General features: G+C 64.9%; 19 protein-coding genes. 7 read left to right on the forward strand and 12 right to left on the reverse strand.

Annotation, left to right across the window (positions count from 1 at the left end):
• The first annotated feature begins 48 nt into the window (after nucleotides 1–48).
• Nucleotides 49–1,005 carry a cysteine synthase A gene (gene cysK, locus ACO06O_RS18920; protein WP_421883405.1) on the forward strand — a complete coding sequence of 319 codons (957 nt, stop codon included), beginning with the start codon at nucleotides 49–51 and terminating at the stop codon, nucleotides 1,003–1,005.
• Between the two features lie 110 nt (nucleotides 1,006–1,115).
• On the forward strand, nucleotides 1,116–1,871 hold the full coding sequence (locus tag ACO06O_RS18925; RefSeq protein WP_421883408.1) for a HesA/MoeB/ThiF family protein: 756 nt from the start codon (nucleotides 1,116–1,118) through the stop codon (nucleotides 1,869–1,871).
• A gap of 527 nt (nucleotides 1,872–2,398) precedes the next feature.
• Here the strand turns inward: ACO06O_RS18925 and zapE are convergent.
• The 7 genes from zapE to ACO06O_RS18960 form a co-directional block, all read right to left on the reverse strand.
• On the reverse strand, nucleotides 2,399–3,526 hold the full coding sequence (gene zapE, locus ACO06O_RS18930) for a cell division protein ZapE (protein ID WP_421883411.1): 1,128 nt from the start codon (nucleotides 3,524–3,526) through the stop codon (nucleotides 2,399–2,401).
• 40 nt (nucleotides 3,527–3,566) lie between these two features.
• Nucleotides 3,567–4,247, reverse strand: coding sequence for an outer membrane protein (locus ACO06O_RS18935; RefSeq protein WP_420419131.1), 681 nt, complete (start codon nucleotides 4,245–4,247; stop codon nucleotides 3,567–3,569).
• Between the two features lie 108 nt (nucleotides 4,248–4,355).
• The gene (locus ACO06O_RS18940; protein WP_421883414.1) at nucleotides 4,356–5,108 is read right to left on the reverse strand and encodes an SDR family oxidoreductase; all 753 of its coding nucleotides are present in this window, start codon (nucleotides 5,106–5,108) and stop codon (nucleotides 4,356–4,358) included.
• A 176-nt stretch (nucleotides 5,109–5,284) separates the two neighbouring features.
• On the reverse strand, nucleotides 5,285–6,625 hold the full coding sequence (locus tag ACO06O_RS18945; RefSeq protein ID WP_421883417.1) for an NAD(P)H-dependent oxidoreductase: 1,341 nt from the start codon (nucleotides 6,623–6,625) through the stop codon (nucleotides 5,285–5,287).
• Nucleotides 6,626–6,631: 6 nt separating this feature from the next.
• Nucleotides 6,632–7,435, reverse strand: a complete 804-nt coding sequence (locus tag ACO06O_RS18950) for a phytanoyl-CoA dioxygenase family protein (protein ID WP_421883420.1) — start codon at nucleotides 7,433–7,435, stop codon at nucleotides 6,632–6,634.
• A gap of 19 nt (nucleotides 7,436–7,454) precedes the next feature.
• Nucleotides 7,455–8,171, reverse strand: coding sequence for a GntR family transcriptional regulator (locus ACO06O_RS18955; protein ID WP_421883423.1), 717 nt, complete (start codon nucleotides 8,169–8,171; stop codon nucleotides 7,455–7,457).
• A 90-nt stretch (nucleotides 8,172–8,261) separates the two neighbouring features.
• Nucleotides 8,262–10,073 carry an SLC13 family permease gene (locus ACO06O_RS18960; protein ID WP_421883426.1) on the reverse strand — a complete coding sequence of 604 codons (1,812 nt, stop codon included), beginning with the start codon at nucleotides 10,071–10,073 and terminating at the stop codon, nucleotides 8,262–8,264.
• Nucleotides 10,074–10,243: 170 nt separating this feature from the next.
• Here ACO06O_RS18960 and ACO06O_RS18965 point away from each other — a divergent pair, with 170 nt between their 5' ends.
• The 4 genes from ACO06O_RS18965 to ACO06O_RS18980 all read left to right on the forward strand — a co-directional run bounded on the left by ACO06O_RS18965 (nucleotide 10,244) and on the right by ACO06O_RS18980 (nucleotide 14,422).
• Entirely contained in the window at nucleotides 10,244–11,122 is an 879-nt protein-coding gene (locus ACO06O_RS18965) for a DUF2189 domain-containing protein (protein ID WP_421883428.1), read from the forward strand.
• An 88-nt stretch (nucleotides 11,123–11,210) separates the two neighbouring features.
• Nucleotides 11,211–11,960, forward strand: coding sequence for an EI24 domain-containing protein (locus ACO06O_RS18970; RefSeq protein ID WP_421883430.1), 750 nt, complete (start codon nucleotides 11,211–11,213; stop codon nucleotides 11,958–11,960).
• Nucleotides 11,961–11,968: 8 nt separating this feature from the next.
• Complete coding sequence (locus ACO06O_RS18975) at nucleotides 11,969–12,415, forward strand: hypothetical protein (protein ID WP_421883433.1); 447 nt, start codon at nucleotides 11,969–11,971, stop codon at nucleotides 12,413–12,415.
• A gap of 141 nt (nucleotides 12,416–12,556) precedes the next feature.
• Nucleotides 12,557–14,422 (forward strand): PAS domain-containing sensor histidine kinase, encoded by a 1,866-nt coding sequence (locus ACO06O_RS18980; protein WP_421883436.1) that lies wholly within the window; start codon nucleotides 12,557–12,559, stop codon nucleotides 14,420–14,422.
• A 21-nt stretch (nucleotides 14,423–14,443) separates the two neighbouring features.
• Here the strand turns inward: ACO06O_RS18980 and ACO06O_RS18985 are convergent, their stop codons facing one another.
• From ACO06O_RS18985 to ACO06O_RS19000, 4 genes are all read right to left on the reverse strand, one after another.
• Nucleotides 14,444–14,884 carry a tetratricopeptide repeat protein gene (locus ACO06O_RS18985; RefSeq protein WP_420419141.1) on the reverse strand — a complete coding sequence of 147 codons (441 nt, stop codon included), beginning with the start codon at nucleotides 14,882–14,884 and terminating at the stop codon, nucleotides 14,444–14,446.
• Between the two features lie 174 nt (nucleotides 14,885–15,058).
• Nucleotides 15,059–16,612, reverse strand: coding sequence for a tetratricopeptide repeat protein (locus tag ACO06O_RS18990; RefSeq protein ID WP_421883439.1), 1,554 nt, complete (start codon nucleotides 16,610–16,612; stop codon nucleotides 15,059–15,061).
• 90 nt (nucleotides 16,613–16,702) lie between these two features.
• The gene (locus tag ACO06O_RS18995; protein ID WP_421883443.1) at nucleotides 16,703–17,302 is read right to left on the reverse strand and encodes a cysteine hydrolase family protein; all 600 of its coding nucleotides are present in this window, start codon (nucleotides 17,300–17,302) and stop codon (nucleotides 16,703–16,705) included.
• 45 nt (nucleotides 17,303–17,347) lie between these two features.
• Entirely contained in the window at nucleotides 17,348–18,244 is an 897-nt protein-coding gene (locus tag ACO06O_RS19000) for an MBL fold metallo-hydrolase (RefSeq protein ID WP_421883445.1), read from the reverse strand.
• Nucleotides 18,245–18,362: 118 nt separating this feature from the next.
• On the opposite strand from ACO06O_RS19000, the gene htpG reads away from it, so the two are divergent.
• Nucleotides 18,363–20,273 carry a molecular chaperone HtpG gene (gene htpG, locus ACO06O_RS19005; RefSeq protein ID WP_421883447.1) on the forward strand — a complete coding sequence of 637 codons (1,911 nt, stop codon included), beginning with the start codon at nucleotides 18,363–18,365 and terminating at the stop codon, nucleotides 20,271–20,273.
• A 92-nt stretch (nucleotides 20,274–20,365) separates the two neighbouring features.
• Here htpG and ACO06O_RS19010 read toward each other — a convergent pair whose 3' ends face one another.
• Nucleotides 20,366–21,631, reverse strand: coding sequence for a SulP family inorganic anion transporter (locus tag ACO06O_RS19010; protein WP_421883449.1), 1,266 nt, complete (start codon nucleotides 21,629–21,631; stop codon nucleotides 20,366–20,368).
• Between the last annotated feature and the right edge of the window lie 153 nt (nucleotides 21,632–21,784).

Consider the following 21,784-nt stretch of genomic DNA (forward strand, 5'->3'; position numbering starts at 1 on the left):
CTAAAGTCGGGCGCGCATAACGACAATGGTTCCAAGGGTGGATCGGACATGACGACCGGTGAGTTCCGCGGCAAGGTTTACGACAGCATCCTCGACACGATCGGCGCGACGCCGCTGGTCCGCCTGTCCCGCCTGACGGCGGCGCATGGCGTCGAGGCGGAGGTTCTGGCCAAGCTGGAATATTTCAACCCGCTGTCCAGCGTGAAGGACCGCATCGGCTATGCCATGATCCAATCGCTGGAGGAACAGGGCATCGCCGAGCCGGGCAAGACCGCATTGGTCGAGCCGACATCGGGCAATACCGGGATCGCCCTGGCCTTCGTCGCCGCCGCAAAGGGCTACCGCCTGATCCTGACAATGCCGGAAAGCATGTCGATGGAACGCCGCCGGATGCTGAAGCTTCTGGGGGCCGAGATCGACCTGACACCGGCGGAACTGGGCATGAAGGGCGCCATCGCGCGGGCGGAGGAGCTGGTGCAGACCCTGCCGGACGCGGTGATCCCCCAGCAATTCGCCCATCCGGCCAACCCGGAGATCCATCGCGTCACGACGGCGGAGGAAATCTGGAAGGATACCGCCGGGAAGGTCGACGTTCTGGTCGCCGGGGTCGGCACCGGCGGCACGATCACCGGGGTCGGCGAGATTCTGAAACAGCGCAATCCCGGCATTCGCATCGTCGCGGTGGAGCCGGAAGACAGCCCGGTGATTTCCGGCGGCAAGCCCGGTCCGCACAAGATTCAGGGCATCGGCGCCGGCTTCATCCCGGACAATCTGAACAAGGATGTGATCGACGAGGTGCTTCGTATCGCTAACGAAACGGCCTTCGCTACGGCCCGCGAAGCGGCCAAGCTGGAAGGCGTCGCCTGCGGCATCTCGTCGGGCGCCGCGCTGGCCGCCGCCCTGGAGATCGCGGAGCGTCCGGAGATGAAGGGCAAGACCATCGTCACCGTCCTGGCCAGTTTCGCGGAACGCTATCTGTCGACCAGCCTGTTCGACGGGCTTTAGACTTACAGCGGCCGTGCTCCTGCGAAAGCAGGAGCCTTGATAGGGTCCACCACAGTGCCGGGGTAACGAAGGTTCCTGCTTTCGCAGGAACGCGGCTGACAGGAACGACCATGGACGAACTCGACGACACCCGCCTGGAACGCTACGCCCGTCACGTCATCCTCGACGAGGTGGGCGAGGAGGGGCAGTTGAAACTGCTGTCCTCCAAAGTGCTGGTCGTCGGTGCGGGCGGCCTGGGCGCGCCGGTACTGATGTATCTGGCGGCGGCCGGGATCGGCACGCTGGGCATCGTCGATCACGACGTGGTCGATCTGTCCAACCTGCAGCGCCAGATCATCCATTCGACCGAGGAGATCGGCCAGCCCAAGGTGCGCAGCGCCGCCGAACGCATCGCCCTGCTGAACCCCGATGTCGAGGTGATCGAACACCGCATGCGGCTGGGCCCGAACAATGCCGAGGATCTGTTCGCGGATTACGACCTGATCGTCGACGGCAGCGACAATTTCGCCGCCCGTTACCTGTCCAGCGACACGGCGTTCAAATTGAAGAAGCCCTTGGTCAGCGCCGCCCTGGTCCGGTTCGAGGGCCAGTTGACGACCTACAAGGCCTATGAGACCGGCCCGTGCTATCGCTGCCTCTTCCCGGAGCCGCCCGACCCCAGTCTGGTACCGCGCTGCGACACGGTCGGCATCTTCGGCGCCGTCGCCGGGGTCATGGGAAGCCTGCAGGCGACCGAAGTGCTGAAGGAACTGCTCGGCCTCGGCAGTTCCATGGCCGGCCATCTGCTGTTGTTCGACGCGCTGGACCAGACGTTCCGCAAGATCGCGGTACCGAAGAATCCCGACTGTTCGGTCTGCGGCGGCTGAGAGGGCTCCTCACACCGCCTCAACTCTCGTCACCCCGGCGAAGGCCGGGGTCCAGGGAATTGGACACGATCCTGCATGCACCCCTGGATTCCGGCTTTCGCCGGAATGACGGCAATTGTGGCCCGAAAACACGCTCGAACGCTGAGGGCGCAGAGGCTCCGCAGAGTTCGCCGAGAGTCCCATTGACGCCTTCGCGTCCTCTGCGTTCCGTCTTGTTAGGTATCCGGCGCAGGGCCCGCGCTGTTCGGTCTGCGGCAGCCAGAAAGGCTCCTCACACCGACAACTCTCGTCACCCCGGCGAAAGCCGGGGTCCAGGGAATTGGGCACGATCCTGCATACACCCCTGGATTCCGGCTTCCGCCGGAATGACGGCAATGGTGGCCCGAAAACACGCTCGAACGCGGAGGGCGCATAGGCTCCGCAGAGTTCGCCGAGTGTCCCAAAGACGCCTTCGCGCCCTCCGCGTCTCCTCCGCGACCTCTGCGTTCCATCTTTCTAGGTTTCTGGCGAGGGTAGGGGTGAGGGCCCTAATCCCGGTGCGGCTTCTCGCGGTATTCCGCGGACTGCATCTCCATCAGGCGGCTGACGGCGCGTTCGAATTCGAAGGCGTGGGTGCCTTCGCGGTAGAGGTCGTTCGGGGCGGCGTCGGCGGCCATGATCAGGTTGCAATGGCGTTCGTAAAGCGCGTCGATCAGGGTCATGAAGCGTTTCGCCTCGTTGCGCCGGTCCTCGCTGAGGCGGGGGACGCCGTCCAGGATCACGGTGTGATAGCGCCTGGCGAGGGTCAGATAATCCTCCGCTCCCAGGGGCTTACCGCATAGATCGTCGAACCGGACCTGACAGACGCCGCGCGCGGCCTTGGGCACCGGCACGGTACGGCCCTTCACAATGAGGCTGTCCGCCTCGGCCACCGCGCCCTCGGTCAGATCGTCGAACGCCTTGGTCAATTGGCGGCTGGCGGCGGGACCCAGCGGCGCGTGATAGGTCTTGATCGATTTCAGGCGGATCAGCCGGTAATCGGTCGGCGAGTCCAGATGCAGGATGTCCAGCTTCTTCTTCATCAGCGCGATGAAGGGCACGAACTGCTCACGCTGCAGGCCGTCCTTGTAGAGATCGTCCGGCGGCCAGTTGGAGGTCGCGACCACCACGACCCCGCGATCGAACAGGGCGGAGAACAGGCGGCCCAGGATCATCGCATCGGCGATATCGGTGACGTGAAACTCGTCGAAGCACAGAAGCCAGGTCTCGTCGGCGATCCGCTCCGCGATTTTCGGCAGAGGGTCGGTTTCCTTGGTCTTGCGCGTTTTCTGGGCCTGGCGCCAAGCGTGGATGTCGCCATGAACCTCGATCATGAATTCGTGGAAATGGACCCGGCGCTTGCGTTCGACCGGGGCGTTCTCAAAGAACAGGTCCATCAGCATGGATTTGCCGCGCCCGACACCGCCATAGAGATAGAGCCCCTGCGGCGGGTCTTCGCGGCGGCGGGCCAGACCCAGCTTGGCCTTCCAGCCGCCTGCACCGTCCCGGGGCGTGTATTTCGCCAGGGCGGCATGCAGGCCCTGCAGCTTTTCCGCCGCCAGGGCTTGCATGGAATCGGCGTTGAGGATTCCGTCGCGCACCATCGCGCGATAGCGGATCAGCGGACCTTCGGACATGAAACCTGCATCCCGCGCCGGGGCATGGCCCCTCGGCGGGTCAGAAGTTGAATTGCAGCGACAGGACCAGATCGTGGGAGGTGAAGGGCGAGCCGTCAATGCTCTCGCCGCCCGCCATGGCGCCCGTGTCGAAACCGCCCAGATAGGAGAAGCGATAGGACGCGCCGAGATCCAGCACCTGGGTCAGGCGGTAGTCGAACCCTGCCGCCGCGGCCAGGGCCAGATTGTCGTCGTCATTTTCGGTCGTCGTGACGGTGCCGTTGTTCAGATTGGTGCGGTCGACACTGGACGTGTTCCGCGCCATCCCGCCATAGGCCGCCAGAAACGGCGTCCAGCGGCTGTCATTGCGGAATTCGTAGCCCAGCCCGATCAACGCCGTGGTCGAGGACAGATTGTTTTCATAGCCGACACTGTTGGCGGTATCGCGCAGATCGACATCGACGCGGACCCGGTGCAGGACCTCGAATTCGAAGCGCAGCGGCGTGTCGCCCAGACGCCAGCCCAGCGCCGCCCCGCCGCCCGCTGCCGGATCGGCCGTATTGCGTTCCGTCAGCGTGCCGGTGCCGGAACTGCCAATATCGCCGGGATCGGAATAGCCGCCGAAGCCGCGGATCGCGAAGTATAGACCTTCGTCACGGGCCTGTGCCGGTTCCGCGGCAATGCCAAAGGCCAGCGTGCCGAGCAGCGCCGCTGCACCCAAAATACGAACCGTAACCGACATGCTTCCCCCAACGTTGCCTTCTGCAACCCGTTGCGCGCTTACCCGCGTCGCAAGGTTATGCCGTCAAATGTATGAGATTAAAAGTGCATATCGGCAACAGGTCGTGGGTTATCGACCGCCGCTGACCGGTAGAATGGTGCCTGTGACATAGCGGGATTCGTCCGAAAGGAGCCACAGAATCGCTTCCGCGACCTCCTCGGCGGTGCCGCCGCGCCCCATCGGAACCAAGGATTGCAGACGTTCGATACGGTCCGGTGCGCCGGCGCTGGCATGGATATCGGTGTCGATCAGACCCGGTGCCACCGCGTTGACCCGGATGCCTTCGCGCGCGACCTCCTTGGCGAGGCCAAGGGTCATGGTGCTGACGGCACCCTTGCTGGCGGCGTAATGAACGAATTCGTTGGGCGAGCCGAGCCAGGCCGCAACGGAAGACACCAGGACAATACCGCCGCCAGGGCCGCCCCGCTCGGTCGACATGCGCCGGATCGCCTCCCGCGCCGTCAGAAGCGCGCCGACGACGTTCAGATCGGTGACGGCCTGAATTTCGGCCGCGCTCATATCCACGACGCGCCGGATCTTGCCCGTGATTCCGGCATTGACGATCACATGCGCCGGCGGCGCGCCGAACCGGCCATCCGCCGCCGTGAACAATTGCACCACACCGTCTTCGGTCGCCATATCCGCCTTGACCGCCAGTGCCTGGCGTCCGGCCGCCTCGATCTGCTGTGTCAGCGCCGCCGCCGCAGCATCGTCGCCGCGATAGGAAAAGGCGATATCCAGCCCCTTCGCCGCCAGCATGCGGCAGCAGGCGGCGCCGATCCCACGGGATCCGCCGGTGACGATGGCATAGGGTGCGGTCATGCGGGACTTCCTTTCTCTCCGGGCGAAGGTCGTTCGGGGCAGGCGGCGCTACTAGACCGCCTTCGCCCGCCCGCCGCAAGAGGGGGGCGTCCAGCCTTCACTCCTGAGCCTTGGGAAACCAAAGAGAGAAAACTTAACGCGGAACCTCCGCGTTCTCTGCGTTCACTCGGGCCGCATCACCCGCCGAAAGCCGCCTCCATCTCGCGCCGGAAGCGGTAGGTCGGGTCGGTTTCGTCGACCGCGACATCCTCCCAGGTCAGGACCTGGTCCGGGGCCACGGACTTGCGCAGGGCGATGCCATGGGCGAGGCCGATGGGCAGGGCACCTGCCGCCTTGGACGCGGCCGCCGGCATCAGCTTGCCATAGACCGTATAGCCGCCTTCACCATCCAGCGTGTCGCCCTGCTTCAAGCTGCGCTTGGCCACGGCCACGGCATCCCCGGACCAGGCGCGCGGCGCGCCGGTGGGTTCCCCGCGCAAGGCGGCGCTGGCGACCGACAGGCCCAGCTCCAGCCCGATCAGGTGATAGGGCTTATACATGGCCGAATAGCGGCCGGTCGGATCGGTCAGCAGGCCGTATTCCGAAAAGCAGCGCGCGACATAATCGCTCGGCGCCTCAAAGGTCGCATAGACACCCCAGCGCAGGTCGCGGAAGACCGGCCGGCCGTCCCGCTCGACGCTGGAGATCACCTCGACCGTGCCCTTGCGGGAGAGGTGCCCCCCGGTTTCGCGCGGCGACAGGACGCGCGGCAGATCGTCGACGCCGCAGGGCGGGAATTCCAGCCCGTGATCCTGCGGAACCAGATCGCAGGCATTCGACACCGCCGCCATCTCGATGGCGGATTTGGTGCCGTCCAGGAAGCTGTTGAACATCTGCGGGTTCATGCCGCCCGCCGCCGCCTGTTCGGGCGTCAGGCCGTAATGCGTCCAGACATCGTCCGGCGTCACATGGTGATAGGCCGGCAGATATTTTGTCCCCTTCCCGGCGCAGATCACGTCCAGGCCGACCGCGCGGGCCCAATCGACCATCTCGGCGATCAGGGCCGGCTGATCGCCATAGGCCAGGCTGTAGACCAGCCCGGCTGCCTCCGCCTTGCGGGCCAGCAACGGCCCGGCCAGCACGTCGGCCTCGACATTGACCATGACCAGATGGCGGCCGTTTTCGATACCCTTCAACGCGTGGCGGATTCCGGCGGCGGGGCTGCCCGTGGCATCGATCAGGACTTCCAGCCCGTCAGCCTCGATCAGCGCATCGGAATCCTCCGTGATCCAGGTCGTACCGTCCTTCAGGGCGCTGGCGGCATCCTTGGCGGCGTATCGGTCTTCCGTCCAGCCGATGCGCTTGAGCGACGCCTTGGCGCGCTCGGCGCTCAAATCCGCGATTCCCAGGACGTGATAGCCGGGATGATGTCCCGCCTGGCTGAGAAACATGGCGCCGAATTTGCCCGCGCCGATGATCCCGACTCGCACCGGTTTACCCTCCGCCGCGCGGCGGCGAAGCTTGCTGTCCAAATTCATATTGTCTTACTCCGCCGCCTGAGCCCGTCGCGCGGCCACCAGTTCGTCGAGGCAGTCATCCGCCAGCGCTTCGATCGGCGTGAAATCGCGATGGGCGATCCATTCCTTGCGCTTGAACTGGGTGATGTGATTGGAGACGGCGCAGAGGCTGAGATAGACGATGGTCCGGTCGAACGGGCTGATATTGGGCGGGCTGGCATGGACCAGATTGCCGTGGAACATCACCACCGAGCCGGCAGGCCCAACCGGTGCTTCGCAGCCGCCGTCCTTGGCCAGGCGCGACACCGTCTCGCGATCCAGGGTCCAAAGCGGATAGGAGGTTGTCTCCAGATCGTGCCCGGCCTCCAGCACCCCGGCCTTATGGCTCTTCGGAATGAACAGCAGCGGGCCGTTCGCGGGGGTCACATCCTCCAGGAACAGCGCGATGTTGAAGGCGCGCGGTTCCGGCATGCCGTCGTCGCGCTGCCAGGTGCCGTAATCCTGGTGCCATTGCCAGACGTCGCCGTCGAAGGCGGCCTTGGCGTTGATCTTGTACTGATGCATGTAAACCTGTTCTTCCAGGATCTGCATGACGGGACCGATCAGGCGCGGATGCGCACCCAGGCGGCGATGGGCCTCGTTATAGGTATGCGCGGCGAAGGCCGTCCGGGCCACGCCGGAGGATTCGCGCCAGACCTCTTCGCGGTCGGTGGCATAAATTTGTCGCGCCTCGTCCAGCAGCAGCGCCGCTTCGTCGCGGCTGAACAGGCCGGGCAGAAAGGCAAACCCCTCCTCCCTGAAGGCCGCAAGGTCCTTGTCGTTGAGTTTCATCGGGGTTCCTCCGGTTTTGTCACCCTAGGACCGATCCGAAACGGACGGGCTGGGTGGTCTTGGTGTGTGTTTCGGTGTCGGGCTGTTCCGTCATCCAGCGGATCAGCTGATCCGCGGCGCCCAGGGCGTGACGCTCGGCAAGCTGCCGGGCCAGGGCGGCGTCGCCGTCGCGGATCGCCGCCGCGATACCGGCATGTTCCTGCCAGACCGAGGCGCGGGCGGCGCGCTTTTCCAGCACCGCGCGCATCACCCGGCGGATATGCCGCCAGACCGCGGCGGACGCTTCCGGCAGCAGCGGATTATCCGACAGGGCGTAAATTTTCTGATGAAAGGCGATATCGGCATCGACCAGCGCAGGGACGTCGCCGCCCGCCAGGGCCTGGCGCCCCGCCTCTTCTTCCGCCAGCAGCACATCGCGCCGCACCGCATCGGGCCGCGCCGCCGCAAGTCCGGCCGCCAATCCGTCCAACGCCGCACGCACATCATAGACATGGCGCACCAGAGCGGCATCGACCGGCGCGACCTTGTAGCCCCGCCGGCCGGCCGGTTCGATCAGCCCGTCACGCCGCAGCATGCCCAGGGCCTGGATGATCGGCTGTCGCGAGACATTCAGCTCCTCGGCCAGTCTTTCCTGCCGCAGGGGCGTCCCGGGCGGGAGGCTGCCCGAGACCATGGCGTCCACGAGGCGGGCATGAACTTCTTCCGCAAGACTGGTACGCTCGGTCAGGGGCTGCATCGGGCTGTTTCCAAGGCCGTTGATCAATTTGAATACTGTATACAAAAAACTTTGGAGTCAAGGTTTCCCCGCGACCCGGAACCCGATCGGTCAGGGCAGAAGCGGCCAGAAGATCGGAATGACGAAACTCGCGACCGCCCAGAGAAGGATGTTCAGGGGCAGGCCGACCTTCACGAAATCGGTGAAGCGATAGCCCCCGGCATTATAGACGAAGGTGTTCGTCTGATAGCCGATCGGCGTCATGAAGCTGGCGCTGGCGGCGAACATCACCGCGACGACGAAGGGGCGCGGATCGGCGCCCATCGATTGGGCAAGGCCGATCGCAATGGGCGTCACCAGGATCGCGACGGCGTTGTTGCTCATCGCCTCGGTCAGAAGCGACGTGAAGAGATAAAGAAGGGACAGCGTGACAACGGGCCCGAGCCCGACCGTCAGCCAAAGCAGCCCATGGATCAACAGCGCCGCCGTGCCGGATTTCTCCATCGCCACCCCGATTGCCAGCATCGCGAAGATCAGCATCAGGATGTTCCAATGCACCGCGCCATAGGCTTCCTCCGCGTCCAGGCAGCCGAACGCCACGACGGCGGTGGCGGCGATCAGCGCGAGGGCGGCGATCGGCAGGACATCGAAGGCGGCCAAGCCCATCACGGCGGCGATGGCAGCGATCGCGATCGGCGCCTTGCGGCGGCGCAGGGGCTTTTCCTCCGTCTGCACCAGATTGACCAGTTCCTGATTGTCGAACAGGCGGCGCAGGCCGTCGGCCGGCCCTTCCAACAGCAGGGTATCGCCCATGCGAAGGCGGATGCTGTCAAAGGTCGCCGCCAGCCGTTCCCCCTGGCGATGGACGGCCAGAATGTAAATTCCGTAGAGGCGGCGCAGCCCGAGATCCGACACCCGGCGGCCCTTCAGACGCGACAGCGGTCCGACAATGCCTTCCATGATCAGGGTCTCGCGCGTGCCGATCGGCTCGATCGCATGACTGTCCGCGCCGCCGAAGGCGACGTCGCCGGCCTCCCGCAGGGCCAGCATATCGGCGATGCCGCTGCGCAGGACGATGCGGTCGCCAGCCCGCAGGATCTGGTCGTCCAACCGGGTCCGGAAAGAAATTTCCCCTCGAATCAAATCCACCACGCGGAAGCCGCGCGGCTGGCTAAACCCGGCATCGGCGATGCGCTTTCCGATCAGCGGTGAATCGAGCGGGACCAGGACCTCGGACAGAAACCGCCGGTCCGACGGCTTCGGCAGCAATTCCGTCAGGGAGTCTCGGTCCGGCAGCAGCAGCCGCCCGAACAGGCCGAGATAGATCAGCCCCGCCGCCGCCATGAAAAGACCGGCCAGGGTGATCTCAAACATGCCGAACGGGGCCATGCCGTGCTGCTGCGCCACCCCGTCTACCAGAATATTGGTCGACGTGCCGATCAGCGTGGTCGTGCCGCCCAGAATGGCGGCATAGGACAGGGGGATCAGCAGGCGCGACGGCTTGGTTCCGACCGACTGCGCCAAAGCCAGCAATACCGGCGTCAGAATGACGACGACCGGGGTATTGTTCATGAAGGCCGAGGCCGTGGCGGCAGCCAGAAGCATGGCAACCACGGCCAGAACCGGCGACCCCGCCGCGCGGTCCGACAGAAGGCGGCCCATCGCCTCGACAACGCCGGTGCGCTGCAGCGCGGCGCTCAACACGAACATCGCCGCGATGGTCGCGGGCGCACTGTTCGCAAATACGCCCAGAACGTCCTCGGTCGACAGGATGCCGGTCGCCAGCAACCCACCCACGCCGCACAGCGCCACAATCTCCGGCGCCATGCGTTCCCGCACGAAGCCGAAGAACACCACAATGATCAGGATCAGCACGAAGCCGATCTCGAAACCGTCCCACATCGTCCGGACTTTCCAATCCATCGCCGGGCCAGTCGCACGGTCCCCTCATGATATCCTATTGCGATGCACTTGGAATGCGGGATCTGGCGGAAGGGAGTGGGGCCGGTATTGAAATTTGATACGCCTCAATGCCCCGACGCCCGGGCTCCAACAGAATATACGCCAAGCCCAGGAACCCGACGGGGGGAAAGATGTCAGACAGGATCGAGCCGCCGATAGACGACGGGCTGGCGGCCTTCCCGCATGCCGACCGCATCCGCAAAGTCTCGACCGCCGCGCCCTTCCGCTGGTTGCTGGCCGGATGGCAGGATTTCCGCCGGGCGAAACCGCTGGCCCTGCTGTATGGCGGCCTGTTCGCCGGCATCAGCCTGGCGATCACCGCCGGACTGGCGCTGCTGAATCAAGGCCATCTGATCGCGCCGATGTGGGGCGGGTTCTTCATCGTCGGACCGGCCCTGACCATCGGCATGTACCAGATCAGCCGCCAATTGGAACAGGGTGAAGCACCGACCATTGGCGCGACCCTGTTGGCCTGGCGTCGCAACGGTTATCACGTCATGACGGCGGGGGCGGTATTGATGCTGTTCATGATGATCTGGGTCCGCATCGCGGTCATCGTCTTCGCCCTGACCTTCCCCTATGTCAGCCTGACCTTCCGGGCCATGGTCGAACAGGCCCTGTTCACCCCGGAAGGCTGGGGCTTCCTGGCGCTGGGCACGGCGGTCGGCGGGGTCTTCGCGGCCTTCGCGTTTACCGCGGGCGCAATTTCGCTGCCTGCCATGCTGGACCGGCGGATCGACATCTTCTCCGCCGTGACCCTGAGCGCGGTCGCCGTGTTCCGAAATGCGAAGCCCATGATGATCTGGGGCACCGTGATCGTCACCGTCGTCGCGGCCGGCATGGCGACCTTCTATATCGGGTTGGTCGTCGCCCTGCCATTGATCGGGTTCGCCAGTTGGCATGCCTATCGCGACCTTTATGTCCGCGATCCGGATCCGCCGGCGGCGCCCACCGAGCCGGGGCCGGATCCCCGGGACAAATGGAACGGCGAATCCGCCGATCGCTTGTAAATCCGGCCCGTGATCGCTAGATAGCCCCGGAAATAGAGGGGATTTCGCGCGCGCGGAATTCCGAACCCGGAACCAGGTCGGTACGCGCATGATCAACGCCTTCGTCAAAGCGGTCGAACAACTGCCCGAATCCCGGTTCCGCAATGTCGTGCTGATCGGCATCCTGGGCGCGATCGGTACGCTGTTCGCACTGTTCTCCGTGGCGAAATGGGCGCTGAACCAGGTTCCCTGGACCGAACTTTGGCTGATCGGCCCGGTCTTTGAATGGATGGGCAGCTATGGCGACGAGGTGGGCTGGGTCTCGTTCATTATCGGCGCGGGCGGGTTGACCTGGCTCTTGTTCCCGGTTGCCGCTGTCGCGGTCATCAGCCTGTTTCTGGATTCGATCTGCGAAGCGGTCGAACAGCGCCACTATCCGCAACGCTACGGATCGGCGCGCGCCCAACCGCTTGTGGAAGGCGTTTTTGGCGCGTTGAAATTTCTGGCCGTCACGATCGCCCTGAACGTGGCCGTGCTGCCGCTCTATCTGCTGCTGATCTGGGTGTTGGGTGCCGGCGCGTTCCTGTTCCTGATCGTCAACGGCTATCTGATCGGGCGCGAATTCTTCGAGCTGGTCGCGGCACGCCGCATGGCGCCCGGCCCGGCGAAACGGTTGCGGCGGGCGCATCGGCTGCGCCTGATCCTGTTCGGCATGCTGGCGGTCTTCCTGATGTCGATCCCCGTCGTCAACCTGGTTGCGCCGGTCCTGGCCGCCGCCGCCATGGTTCATTTCTATGAAACCTTGCCGCGCCGCGCCGAATTCGAGGCCCTGGATGCCCCGCCGGCCGAGCGCAAATGAGCCTTGAAATGACACGCATATCCCTTGCCTGCGCCCTCGCCGCCCTGTTGACCGTGACCGGGTGTCAGGCGCTGGACAATCTGACTTCGGTCGGCAGCCCCGAACCGGTCGAGACCGCGGCGGCCACCCCCGAACCGGCCCGTAAATCCGTCGGTGGAACGGTTGCAGGCAGCGATGCGGCCGCACCGCCGGTCAATGACGACCCGATGCAGTTCATGGGATTGCAGGGCGTGTCGGTCGCCGCGCAGCTGGGCAAGCCCGATCTGGTCCGGCGCGACGGCGGGGTCGAAGTCCGCCAGTTCCGCGGCAAGGCCTGCATCCTGGATCTGTTCCTGTATCCGGCGGGCAGCGACCTGGCCGTCAAACATGTCGAGCTGCGCGGTCCGAGCCTGGATGCCGATGCGCGCCGGGCCTGCCTGGCGGAGATGATCCGCGAAAGGACCCTCGCCGGTTAACCTGCCCCTGACGGTTTCCCGGAAGCGGAAACCAAATCTTTACCCTTGATCTCTAGAAAGGCGCCGCGCGATCCGGGACGCTGCCACTAAGGCGCTCCCCGATCCCCGCCGAACTTGGAATATCGGAAAGGGCCTGTCGCAGTGACGGATCCCGACACAGTTTGGTTGAGTGCCATCCCGCCCTTGGCGGCCGCCTGGGCCGGCGCGGCGGGTTTGGGCTATCTGATGCTGTTGCCGGGTGCCTTGCGCGCGATCCGGTACTGGGCACCGGGTTTCGTGCTGATGGGCATCGGCATTGCCGCCGCGCCCCTGTCGCCCGTCCTGCCGATGCCGCCCGGATTCGAAACGGCCCTGGACCCGCTGGGGATCGGCCTGATCGCACTGTCACTGTTTCTGATCGGCATGGGCTTGATGGACCATCTGGGTGCCCGGGTATCGCGCCAGCACACCGTGTTGGGATGCGCCATGCTGGCCGTCACGACGATTCTGGCCGCGACGGCTCCGCCGCTCGGTGCGGTCCTGACACCGGCCCTTCACATTTCGGCGGCCGGAATCGCCGCAGGGCTGGCCGGATATTGCTTCGTCCTGCGCCGCCGGGGCCGCGGCCGGGGCCTGCGCTTCCTGGTGGCGGCCTTCCTGGTCGCGGCAATCGATCCGGCTTTGGCCCTTTTCCCCGGCGCCCTGACACCCGGCGGAGCAGCGAGCACGACCCTGGTGGTGCTGACCGCCTCCGCGCTGGCGGTCGGCCTGTCCATCGTCGCCCTGCGTGGCCAGCAGATCCGCGCGTCGGAAACCGAACAGCGCTTGCGCTGGACCGAGGAACGCTTCGAACTGGCCCTGCGCGGTGCCAGCGACGGCGTCTGGGATTGGAATCTGCGGTCGAACGAAGTGCTGCTGACCCGGCGGCTGCTGGAAATCTGCAACGCCGACACGGTGCGCCGGGTCTATGACCCGCGCCAGATCACCGATTTCGTCCACCCGGCGGATCACGATCTTTACTTAGGCAATATTGCGGATGTCCTGCGCGGCGAAACGGACAGTCTGAACCTGGAGTTCCGGCTGGCGCCGCCGAGCCGCGCGCCGGACCGGGTTACCTGGGTGTTGAGCCGTGGTGTCGCCGTGCGCGATCCGGCCGGCCGTGTGTTGCGTATGGCCGGGACCATCACCGACATCACCGAACGCAAACGCTTCGAACGGCAGTTGATCGACGCCAAGGAAGAGGCCGAACTGGCCAGCCGGACCAAATCCGAGTTTCTGGCGAATATGAGCCACGAGTTGCGCACGCCGCTGAACGCCATCATCGGCTTCTCGGACATGATGAAGCAGGAAATCTTCGGGCCGATCGGCAATTCGCGTTATGTCGAATATACGTCGACAGTGAATATGGCAGGGCGCCATCTGCTGCAGCTTCTCAGCGATATCATCGACATGGCAAAGATCGAATCCGGCCAGACCAAGCTGGAAGACACGCTGTGCGACGTCCACGAGATTGTCGACGGCTGCGTTCAGCTCGTCACCGGCCGGATCCAGGACGAAAAACAGACCCTGGCGCTGGAGGTGGAGGAGTCCTTGCCGTGGCTGCGCGGCGACGCGATCCGCATCAAGCAGATCCTGCTGAACCTGTTGACCAATGCCAGCAAGTTCACCCCGGAAGCCGGGCGTATCACCTTGAGCGCCGGGATGACACCGGACGGACGGGTGCGGATTGCCGTGGCCGATACCGGGATCGGAATCGCCAAGAAGGATATTCCGAAGGCGCTCAGCCGTTTCGGGCGTCTCGGTTCACCCTATATCCGCAGCCGCGACGGAATGGGGCTTGGCTTGGCCCTGGTCCAGGTTTTCGCCGAATTGCACGGGGCGCAGTTCGATCTGACCAGCGCGGAGGGCAAGGGAACGACGGTAACCGTCACCTTCCCTGAGAACCGCACCGTTTTGCGCGAAGGTACGGAATCCGCCGCCATAACACCGCTGAGGCGCGTGACGGCGGTTCGCGCAAAGGCGTCCTGAAGGGCGTCCTGACGCGATCGGTCAGGAGTTTTCGGCCTTGGAGATGGAGGAGGCCAGCGTTTCCGCCTCCTCACAACCGGACGGGCACAGGGTCTGGAGTTTCTCCAGCTGCGCCTTGGCCGAGGCGACATCGCCCTGCATCAGGTACCATTCGCCAATATACTCGTGGGCGCCCTTATGGTTCGGGTCGATTGCCAGGGCGCGTTCATAGGCATCCCAGGCATTGTCGGAATCGCCGGAATTCCGGTAGCTGAAGCCCAGCATGTTCCAGGCATCGGCATTGTCCGGCGTTTCCTTGACCACCTGCTTCAAGACATCGATGGCATCTTCGTAGTCGCCTGCCATGGCCTTCTCGAAGCCCATTTCATAGGTCGCATCGTCGCTGCTGCTGCCGAAGCCCATGGCCAGGGCTGAGGCGGGGATGAATGCCGCCAGCAGGACGGCCGCGAACGTTTTCTTCATAAGGTGGTCTCCTCGTGAGTTGCCCGGCGCCGTCCGGTCGGGGACGCCAGCGCCGGTCCTGCCCTCTTCGGGCCATTCCGTCGGGAACGGCATCCGTGAAGGTCTATACGCGTATATGTGCACAGCCGATCAAAACGGAAATCGCTATCGTCCGCAATGCCGTTCAACTTCGCGTCAATTCCCGGACAGGTCGTCCGGACCGGCACCGTAAGGCGCCGCTTGACCCATGCCCTGCGCGGATGGCGCCTCGTCGGCGGCGGCCGGATCCTCCCGCCCTTCGCGGATCGCGATCAGCCGCCGCGCGATATGGTCGAACACGTCGCGCCAGGTCCCGCCCGGCGGTTTGCGCAGGCATTCCATGGTCGGGTACCAGGCGCTTTGCGTCGCATGCCAGCCGAACCGCCAGTCGCCGCCTTCCGGCAGCACGGTCCAGCACGGCCGCGCCAGGGCCCCGGCCAGATGGGCGATGGCCGTATCCGCCGTTACAACCAGGGCACATTCCTGCATGACGACGGCCGTATCGATGAACGCCGCATCGCCTTCATCCATCTCGTCCGTAGGGTCGTAGACCGGGAAGGGAACGGCGTCGATTTGCTGCCGGCCCCCGCCCTTCTGCAGACTGATCAGCCGCACGCCGGGGACGGCGGCCAGGGGCGCGAAATCGGCCAGCGGGATTTCCCGCTTGCGCTGTTCGAACAGCGGTTCGCCACCCTGCCAGGCGATGGCGATCTTCGGACCCGGCCCCAGCCGTTCGCGCCACGGGGCAAGCAGGCTTGGATCCGGGCGCAGATAGGGCACGTCATCCGGGATCGTATCGGCGTCGATCTTCAACAAACGCGGCAGGGACAGAAGCGGCGCCCAGCAATCGGCCTTGGGCAGCGGCCCGCCCTCCGGCACGACCTCATAGACCCGGTGGCTGGCCCTCAAGATCGGCACCAGCGCCGGCGGCGCCTCGAAGATCACCCGCCCGCCCTCGATCCCGGCCGCCAGACGGAAGAACTGCAGGCTTTCGCTCATTCCCTGTTCGGCACGGACCAACAGCGTCCGGCCCGCCAAGGGATCACCGGTCCAGGGCGGCAGGCCGGGATTGAGCGACGGCAGCAGCCCCGTTTTCCAACGCCAGTCGTATTCGCGAAAGCCTTCGGCGATCTCACCATTGCACAGCATGGCGATGGCCCGCTGCACCCGCGCGGCGGCCATGTCTTCCTTGCCCGCGGCCCGGACCGCCCGGTCCAGGGTTTCGCGCGCCAGGGCGATCTCGCCCGCCTGACGCTGCATTCGGCCCAGCGCGGTCAGGGCGGCGGCGGTCGGACGGCGGCTGGCGGCGGCGGATTCCAGGGCGGCGCGGGCCAGACCGCCATGCCCCTGCCGTTCACGCAGCCGGGCCAGGACGGCCATCGGGCGGCCATCGTCGGGTCCCAGGGAATGCGCCTTTTCCGCCAGATCGACGGCGTCATCCAGACGGCCCCAATCCTCCAGCGTTTCGGCCTGTGCGATCAGCAGGTCCACCGACTGCGGATGGCGTTCGATCCCGGTGCGCAGGACGGCCTCGGATTCCGCCACACGCCCCAGCCTGCGCAGCGCCACGCCCAGCCCGTGCAGGGCCGGCGCGTAATCCGGCTGCGCCAGCAGGACCGCGCGGAAGGCGATGACGGCATCTTCTAGACGATGCCGGTCCGCCGCCGCGATGGCGGTCCTGAAGAGCTGCTGCAACGCGGCGTCGGTCATCTGCCGGGGGTCACCTGAACTCGTGGAAATCCCCCTATTGGTAATCCACGCCGCGCTTTAGGAGAAGACTTCCCTTAGTTCGGGATCGCCTTAGTCCGGGATCGCAGCGGCATTCGGCGCGATCACCGCGAAACGGTCGGACAGCGCGGTCAGCGCCGCATCATGCAGATCGGTCGCCTTCAGCACCCCGCCTTTCGGCTTCGGCAGGTCCCGGGTCGCGCAGGCGCCATCGACGACGGTCGTGAAATAGCCATGGTCCAGAGCCGACCGGGCGGTGGCGCTGACGCACATATGGGTCATGAACCCGGCGACGATCAGGGTCTTGCGGCCGGATGCGGACAGGGCGTCCTGTAGATTCGTGCCGGCAAAACTGTTCGGCAGGCCTTTCTCGACCACCGTTTCACCCTCGGCGGGGGTCAGTTCATCCATGATCTGACCGCCCGGCCCGCCCGGATCGAAGGCGCCGCCCGGCTTGCCGACATGTTTGACATGGATGACCGGCGTGCCCAGCGACCGGGCGCGGGTCAGAAGTGCCGCACATTCACCCGCCGCCGCGTCGACACCGGTCAGGGGCAGAAAGCCGCTGCGGTATTCGTTCTGACAGTCGATCAGCACCAGCGCGGATTGGGACAGGGAGGCCGGGCTGAGATCGGCACCAGCCATCTGCAGCAGGGTCTTCGGGTCGGACATGGACGTTTCCTCTTCTTTATCGAGCGATGGAGTCATACACGAGTGTCAGGGCAGGGAGTAGCGCGACCGCAGGGTCGGCTCCGCCGTGTCGCAGATCACCCGGCCCTCCGCCGTCATCTGAACCAGATGGGCCAGGACGGACCGCGCCGCGGCCGCATGCAGCTTCTGGGGCACGTCGCGATACATGGCGGGCACCATGTCTACGATCGTAGCGTATCCTTCGGCGATACAGGTCAGGATCTGCGCCTCGCGGTCGCGGCGATGGGCGATGAAATCCCGGACATGACGTTTCGGATCGCGGATCGGATTGCCATGGGTCGGGTAGTAAAGATCGTCATTCCGGGTCAGCAGTTTTTCGAGCGACGCCATATAGGCCGCCATGTCGCCGTCGGGCGGGGAAATCACGCTGGTCGACCAGCCCATGACGTGATCGCCGCTGAACAGGGCCTTTTCGGCGGGATAGGCGAAGCAGAGATGGTTCGAGGTGTGACCCGGCGTATGCACCGCCTCCACCAACCAGCCGGTGCCGTCGATCCTGTCGCCGTCTTTGACCGCGATATCCGGGACGAAGTCGCGGTCGGCGCCTTCCTCTACCGTTTGCCCGTCGCGGTCCCCGCCATGCGGGCCATAGCCATAGGTGGGGGCCCCGGTTTCCGCCTTCAGTTCCCGTGCCAGGGGGGAATGATCCAGATGGGTATGGGTGATCAGGATCGCCTCCACCGTCTCACCGGACAGCGCGGCGCGCAGGGCAGCCAGATGCGCCGGATGGCGCGGCCCGGGATCGATCACCGCGACACGGCCCCGGCCCAGGATATAGGTTCCGGTGCCGTAAAAGGTGAAGGCGCTGGGATTTTCCGCCACGATGCGCCGGACGGTCGGCGTCAGGGAGACTGTCTCACCATAATGCGGGTCGAATTGCCGGTCGAATACGGGGGAGGGCATGCAAATTCCGTCTTGGTCAGCAGAGTGGCGGGCAGGCCCGGCCTTGAGGTTCCGGCCCTAGGAAATTATATCGCGCGGGGAAATTCCAATATTCGATTCGGGGAAAAGGACCTACGAAATGGCAAATAAGACCAAGGACAATGCTGCCAAGACCGCCGGTGCCGAGACGATGGGCTTCCAGGCGGAAGTCGGACGGCTGCTCGATATCGTCGCGAATGCGCTGTATTCCGAGCGGGAGATTTTCCTGCGCGAACTGATCTCGAATGCCGCCGACGCCTGCGACAAGCTGCGCTATCTGGCGATCGAGAACCCGGCCCTGACCGAGGGCGACGCGGCGTTCAAGATCCGCCTGCGCGCCGACAAGGATGCCGGCACCCTGACCATCGCCGACAATGGCGTCGGCATGACCCGCCAGGAGCTGATCGACAATCTGGGCACCATCGCCCGGTCCGGCAGCGCCGCCTTTGTCGACAATCTGACCGGCGACAAGAAGAAGGATGTCAGCCTGATCGGCCAGTTCGGCGTCGGCTTCTATTCCGGTTACATGGTCTCGACCGAAATATCCGTCCTGTCCAAGCGAGCGGGCGAGGGCGAGGCCTGGCGCTGGACCTCCGACGGCCGCACCGGCTTCACCGTCGAACCGGCGGAGATGGACGGCCGCGGCACCCAGATCACGCTGACCCTGAAGGACGATGCCAAGGAATACCTGGAAGGGGACACCCTGCACCGCATCGTGAAGACCTATTCCGACCACATTCCCTTCCCGATCGAGCTGGAAGACCCGGCGAACGAGGAGGGCGAGGCGGAACGGCTGAACGAGGCTTCGGCCCTGTGGACCCGCCCGAAATCGGACATCGACGATCAGCAATACACGGAATTCTACCGTCATGTCTCGCATGGCTTCGACGAGCCGTGGCTGACCCTGCATTTCAAGGCGGAAGGCGTGATCGAGTATTCCGGCCTGGTCTTCGTGCCGACCGACCGGCCCTTCGACCTGTTCCATCCGGAGCGGATGTCGAAGCTGAAACTCTACGTCAAACGCGTCTTCATCACGGAAGAATGCGAAGACCTGCTGCCGTCCTGGCTGCGTTTCCTGCGCGGCGTGGTGGACAGCGAAGACCTGCCGCTGAATGTCAGCCGCGAGATGCTGCAGAACAACCCGGTCGTCTCCAAGATCCGCGCCGGTCTGGTCAAGCGCGTCCTGGGCGAATTGGACAAGAAGGCCGAGAAGGAACCCGAATCCTATGCGGAATTCTGGGATCGTTTCGGTCTCGTCATGAAAGAGGGCCTGTATGAGGGCACTTCTGACAAGGAACAGCTGCTGAAACTCTGCCGTTTCAAGTCGTCGAAGCGCGACGGTCTGATCTCGCTGGCCCAGTATGTCGAGGCCATGAAGGAAGGCCAGGACACGATCTATTACATCTCCGGCGACAATATCGACACGCTGAAGAAAAGCCCGCAATTGGAAGGCTTCGACGCCAAGGGGGTCGAGGTCCTGCTGATGGCCGATCCGGTCGACGAGTTCTGGCTGCCGATGATCGGCGAGTTCGACGGCAAGCCGTTCAAATCCGTGACCCGCGGCGGCGCCGATCTATCGAAGATCAAGAAGGACGCGGCCAAGGACGAGGACGATAAGCCGGAAGAGGCCGAAAGCGTCGTCGACGGCCTGGTCATCGCTCTGAAACTGGCGTTGGGCGAACAGGTAAAGGATGTCCGCACCTCGGACCGCCTGACCAGCAGCGCCGTCTGTCTGGTCGCCGACGACAATGCCATGGACATGCATCTGGAGCGGCTGCTGAAACAGCATAACCGCCTGGAGCAAAGCGCCCCGCGCATTCTGGAGATCAACCCGAAGCATGCCCTGATCGCGGCCCTGAACACCAAGGCCGGCCCCGACGGCAAAGGCGATCTGGGCGCCGCCCCGACCCTGCTGCTCGATCAGGCCCGCATCCTGGAAGGCGAAACCCTCCCCGACCCGGCCGATTTCGCCCGCAAACTGGCCGACGTCATGGCGAAGGCGTTTGGGTAGAGCGTAGAACGGCGAAGGTTCCTGCTTCCGCAGGAACGCGGTCTTCCTTTTATCGTGCTCCTGCGAAAGCAGGAGCCTTCTCCGTGTTCTCGCTAGCGCCTGGGAATGCGCCATTTGTCGGGCTGAAGGCGGCCTTGATAGCGGCGCAGGACCAGGCCGACGGCCACGCCGATACCGATCGCGACGGTCAGGTCGATAACGACCGTCAACACCAGGGTCAGCAGCAACAGCAGCCAGTCGCCGACCGGGGCGGCGGCGTAACTGCGCCATTTCTGGGGTTCGCTCATATTCCAGGCGGTCAGGATCAGGATCGCGGCCAGGGCAGGCATCGCCATTCGACCGGCCAATGGCGCCGCCAGCATCATCACCGCCAATACCGTGACCGCATGGACCAGCCCGGCGACCGGGGTCTTGCCGCCGGCCCGCACATTGGTCGCCGTTCGGGCGATGGCTCCGGTGACCGGCAGACCGCCGACCAGGGACGAGGCGAGATTGGCGGACCCTTGGGCCAGTAGCTCCGCATTGGGACGATGCGCGCCCTGTATCATCCGGTCGGCCACCATGGCGGATAGCAGGGATTCGACCCCCGCTAGGAAGGCGATCACCAACGCAGACGGCAACAATTCCAGGATCCGCGGGACGGAAATCTCCGGCAGGGCGGGCACCGGCAGGCTGTCCGGCAGCGCGCCGAAGCGCGAGGCGATCGTATCGACCGGCAGATCGAGCCAAACCGCCCCGGCCGAGGCGACGACGACAGCGACGATCAACCCCGGAAACTTCGGCAATTTCATCCTCAGCCCGACGATCAGCACGATGCTGACCAGGGATACGGCGACCACAGGCAGGTTGATGCTGTCCCGCGCAGCCCAGAAGGCGGCAATCTTGGGGATGAAATCCGCCGGCACGTCGGTCAGCGATAGGCCCAGCAAATCCTTGATCTGGCTGGTCGCAATGATCACCGCAATACCGATGGTGAACCCGTTGACGACGGATTCCGGCACATATTGAACCATGCGTCCCAACCGGAAATAGGCCGCGATCAGCAACAGGATGCCGGCCATGAAAGTCGCCAGAACCAGCCCGCCATAGCCGTGGTCGGCAATCACCCCGAACACGACGACGATGAAGGCCCCGGTCGGCCCGCCGATCTGCACCCGGCTGCCGCCCAGCAGCGATACCAGGAAACCGCCGACAATCGCTGTAAAGAGACCCGTTTCCGGTGCCGCACCGGATGCAATGGCAATTGCGAGACTGAGGGGGATTGCCACCATGGCAACCGTGACGCCGGCGACCGCATCCTCCCGGAACAGGGCCCAGGAGTAGGTTTTTAAGGTCGTGACGATTTTCGGCGTGCGCATGGCGCGAGATTAGCCAAGCTGCCCGGCAGGATGGAACCGAAATTCGTCGGAAACGAAAACGGCCCCCGATTTCTTGGGGGCCGCTTTCGGGACCTTCCGCTGTCGCGATCCGTCGCGGCAGCGAATCAACAGGCGGACTTTGCCTTGTTCGTC

Origin of the sequence: Pacificispira sp. (genome assembly GCF_965228185.1) — a bacterium.
Lineage (GTDB): Bacteria > Pseudomonadota > Alphaproteobacteria > UBA8366 > Aestuariispiraceae > Pacificispira.

Coding starts and splice junctions, on each gene's coding strand:
- ACO06O_RS18995 (WP_421883443.1), bottom strand. CDS start 17,302: ATGTCCGACCCGAAGACCCTGCTGCAGATGGCTGGTGCCGATCTCAGC.
- ACO06O_RS18935 (WP_420419131.1), bottom strand. CDS start 4,247: ATGTCGGTTACGGTTCGTATTTTGGGTGCAGCGGCGCTGCTCGGCACG.
- cysK (WP_421883405.1), top strand. CDS start 49: ATGACGACCGGTGAGTTCCGCGGCAAGGTTTACGACAGCATCCTCGAC.
- ACO06O_RS18965 (WP_421883428.1), top strand. CDS start 10,244: ATGTCAGACAGGATCGAGCCGCCGATAGACGACGGGCTGGCGGCCTTC.
- ACO06O_RS18950 (WP_421883420.1), bottom strand. CDS start 7,435: ATGAAACTCAACGACAAGGACCTTGCGGCCTTCAGGGAGGAGGGGTTT.
- ACO06O_RS19010 (WP_421883449.1), bottom strand. CDS start 21,631: ATGCGCACGCCGAAAATCGTCACGACCTTAAAAACCTACTCCTGGGCC.
- ACO06O_RS19000 (WP_421883445.1), bottom strand. CDS start 18,244: ATGCCCTCCCCCGTATTCGACCGGCAATTCGACCCGCATTATGGTGAG.
- ACO06O_RS18985 (WP_420419141.1), bottom strand. CDS start 14,884: ATGAAGAAAACGTTCGCGGCCGTCCTGCTGGCGGCATTCATCCCCGCC.
- ACO06O_RS18990 (WP_421883439.1), bottom strand. CDS start 16,612: ATGACCGACGCCGCGTTGCAGCAGCTCTTCAGGACCGCCATCGCGGCG.
- ACO06O_RS18960 (WP_421883426.1), bottom strand. CDS start 10,073: ATGGATTGGAAAGTCCGGACGATGTGGGACGGTTTCGAGATCGGCTTC.
- ACO06O_RS18940 (WP_421883414.1), bottom strand. CDS start 5,108: ATGACCGCACCCTATGCCATCGTCACCGGCGGATCCCGTGGGATCGGC.
- ACO06O_RS18945 (WP_421883417.1), bottom strand. CDS start 6,625: ATGAATTTGGACAGCAAGCTTCGCCGCCGCGCGGCGGAGGGTAAACCG.
- ACO06O_RS18925 (WP_421883408.1), top strand. CDS start 1,116: ATGGACGAACTCGACGACACCCGCCTGGAACGCTACGCCCGTCACGTC.
- ACO06O_RS18975 (WP_421883433.1), top strand. CDS start 11,969: ATGACACGCATATCCCTTGCCTGCGCCCTCGCCGCCCTGTTGACCGTG.
- ACO06O_RS18970 (WP_421883430.1), top strand. CDS start 11,211: ATGATCAACGCCTTCGTCAAAGCGGTCGAACAACTGCCCGAATCCCGG.
- htpG (WP_421883447.1), top strand. CDS start 18,363: ATGGCAAATAAGACCAAGGACAATGCTGCCAAGACCGCCGGTGCCGAG.
- ACO06O_RS18955 (WP_421883423.1), bottom strand. CDS start 8,171: ATGCAGCCCCTGACCGAGCGTACCAGTCTTGCGGAAGAAGTTCATGCC.
- zapE (WP_421883411.1), bottom strand. CDS start 3,526: ATGTCCGAAGGTCCGCTGATCCGCTATCGCGCGATGGTGCGCGACGGA.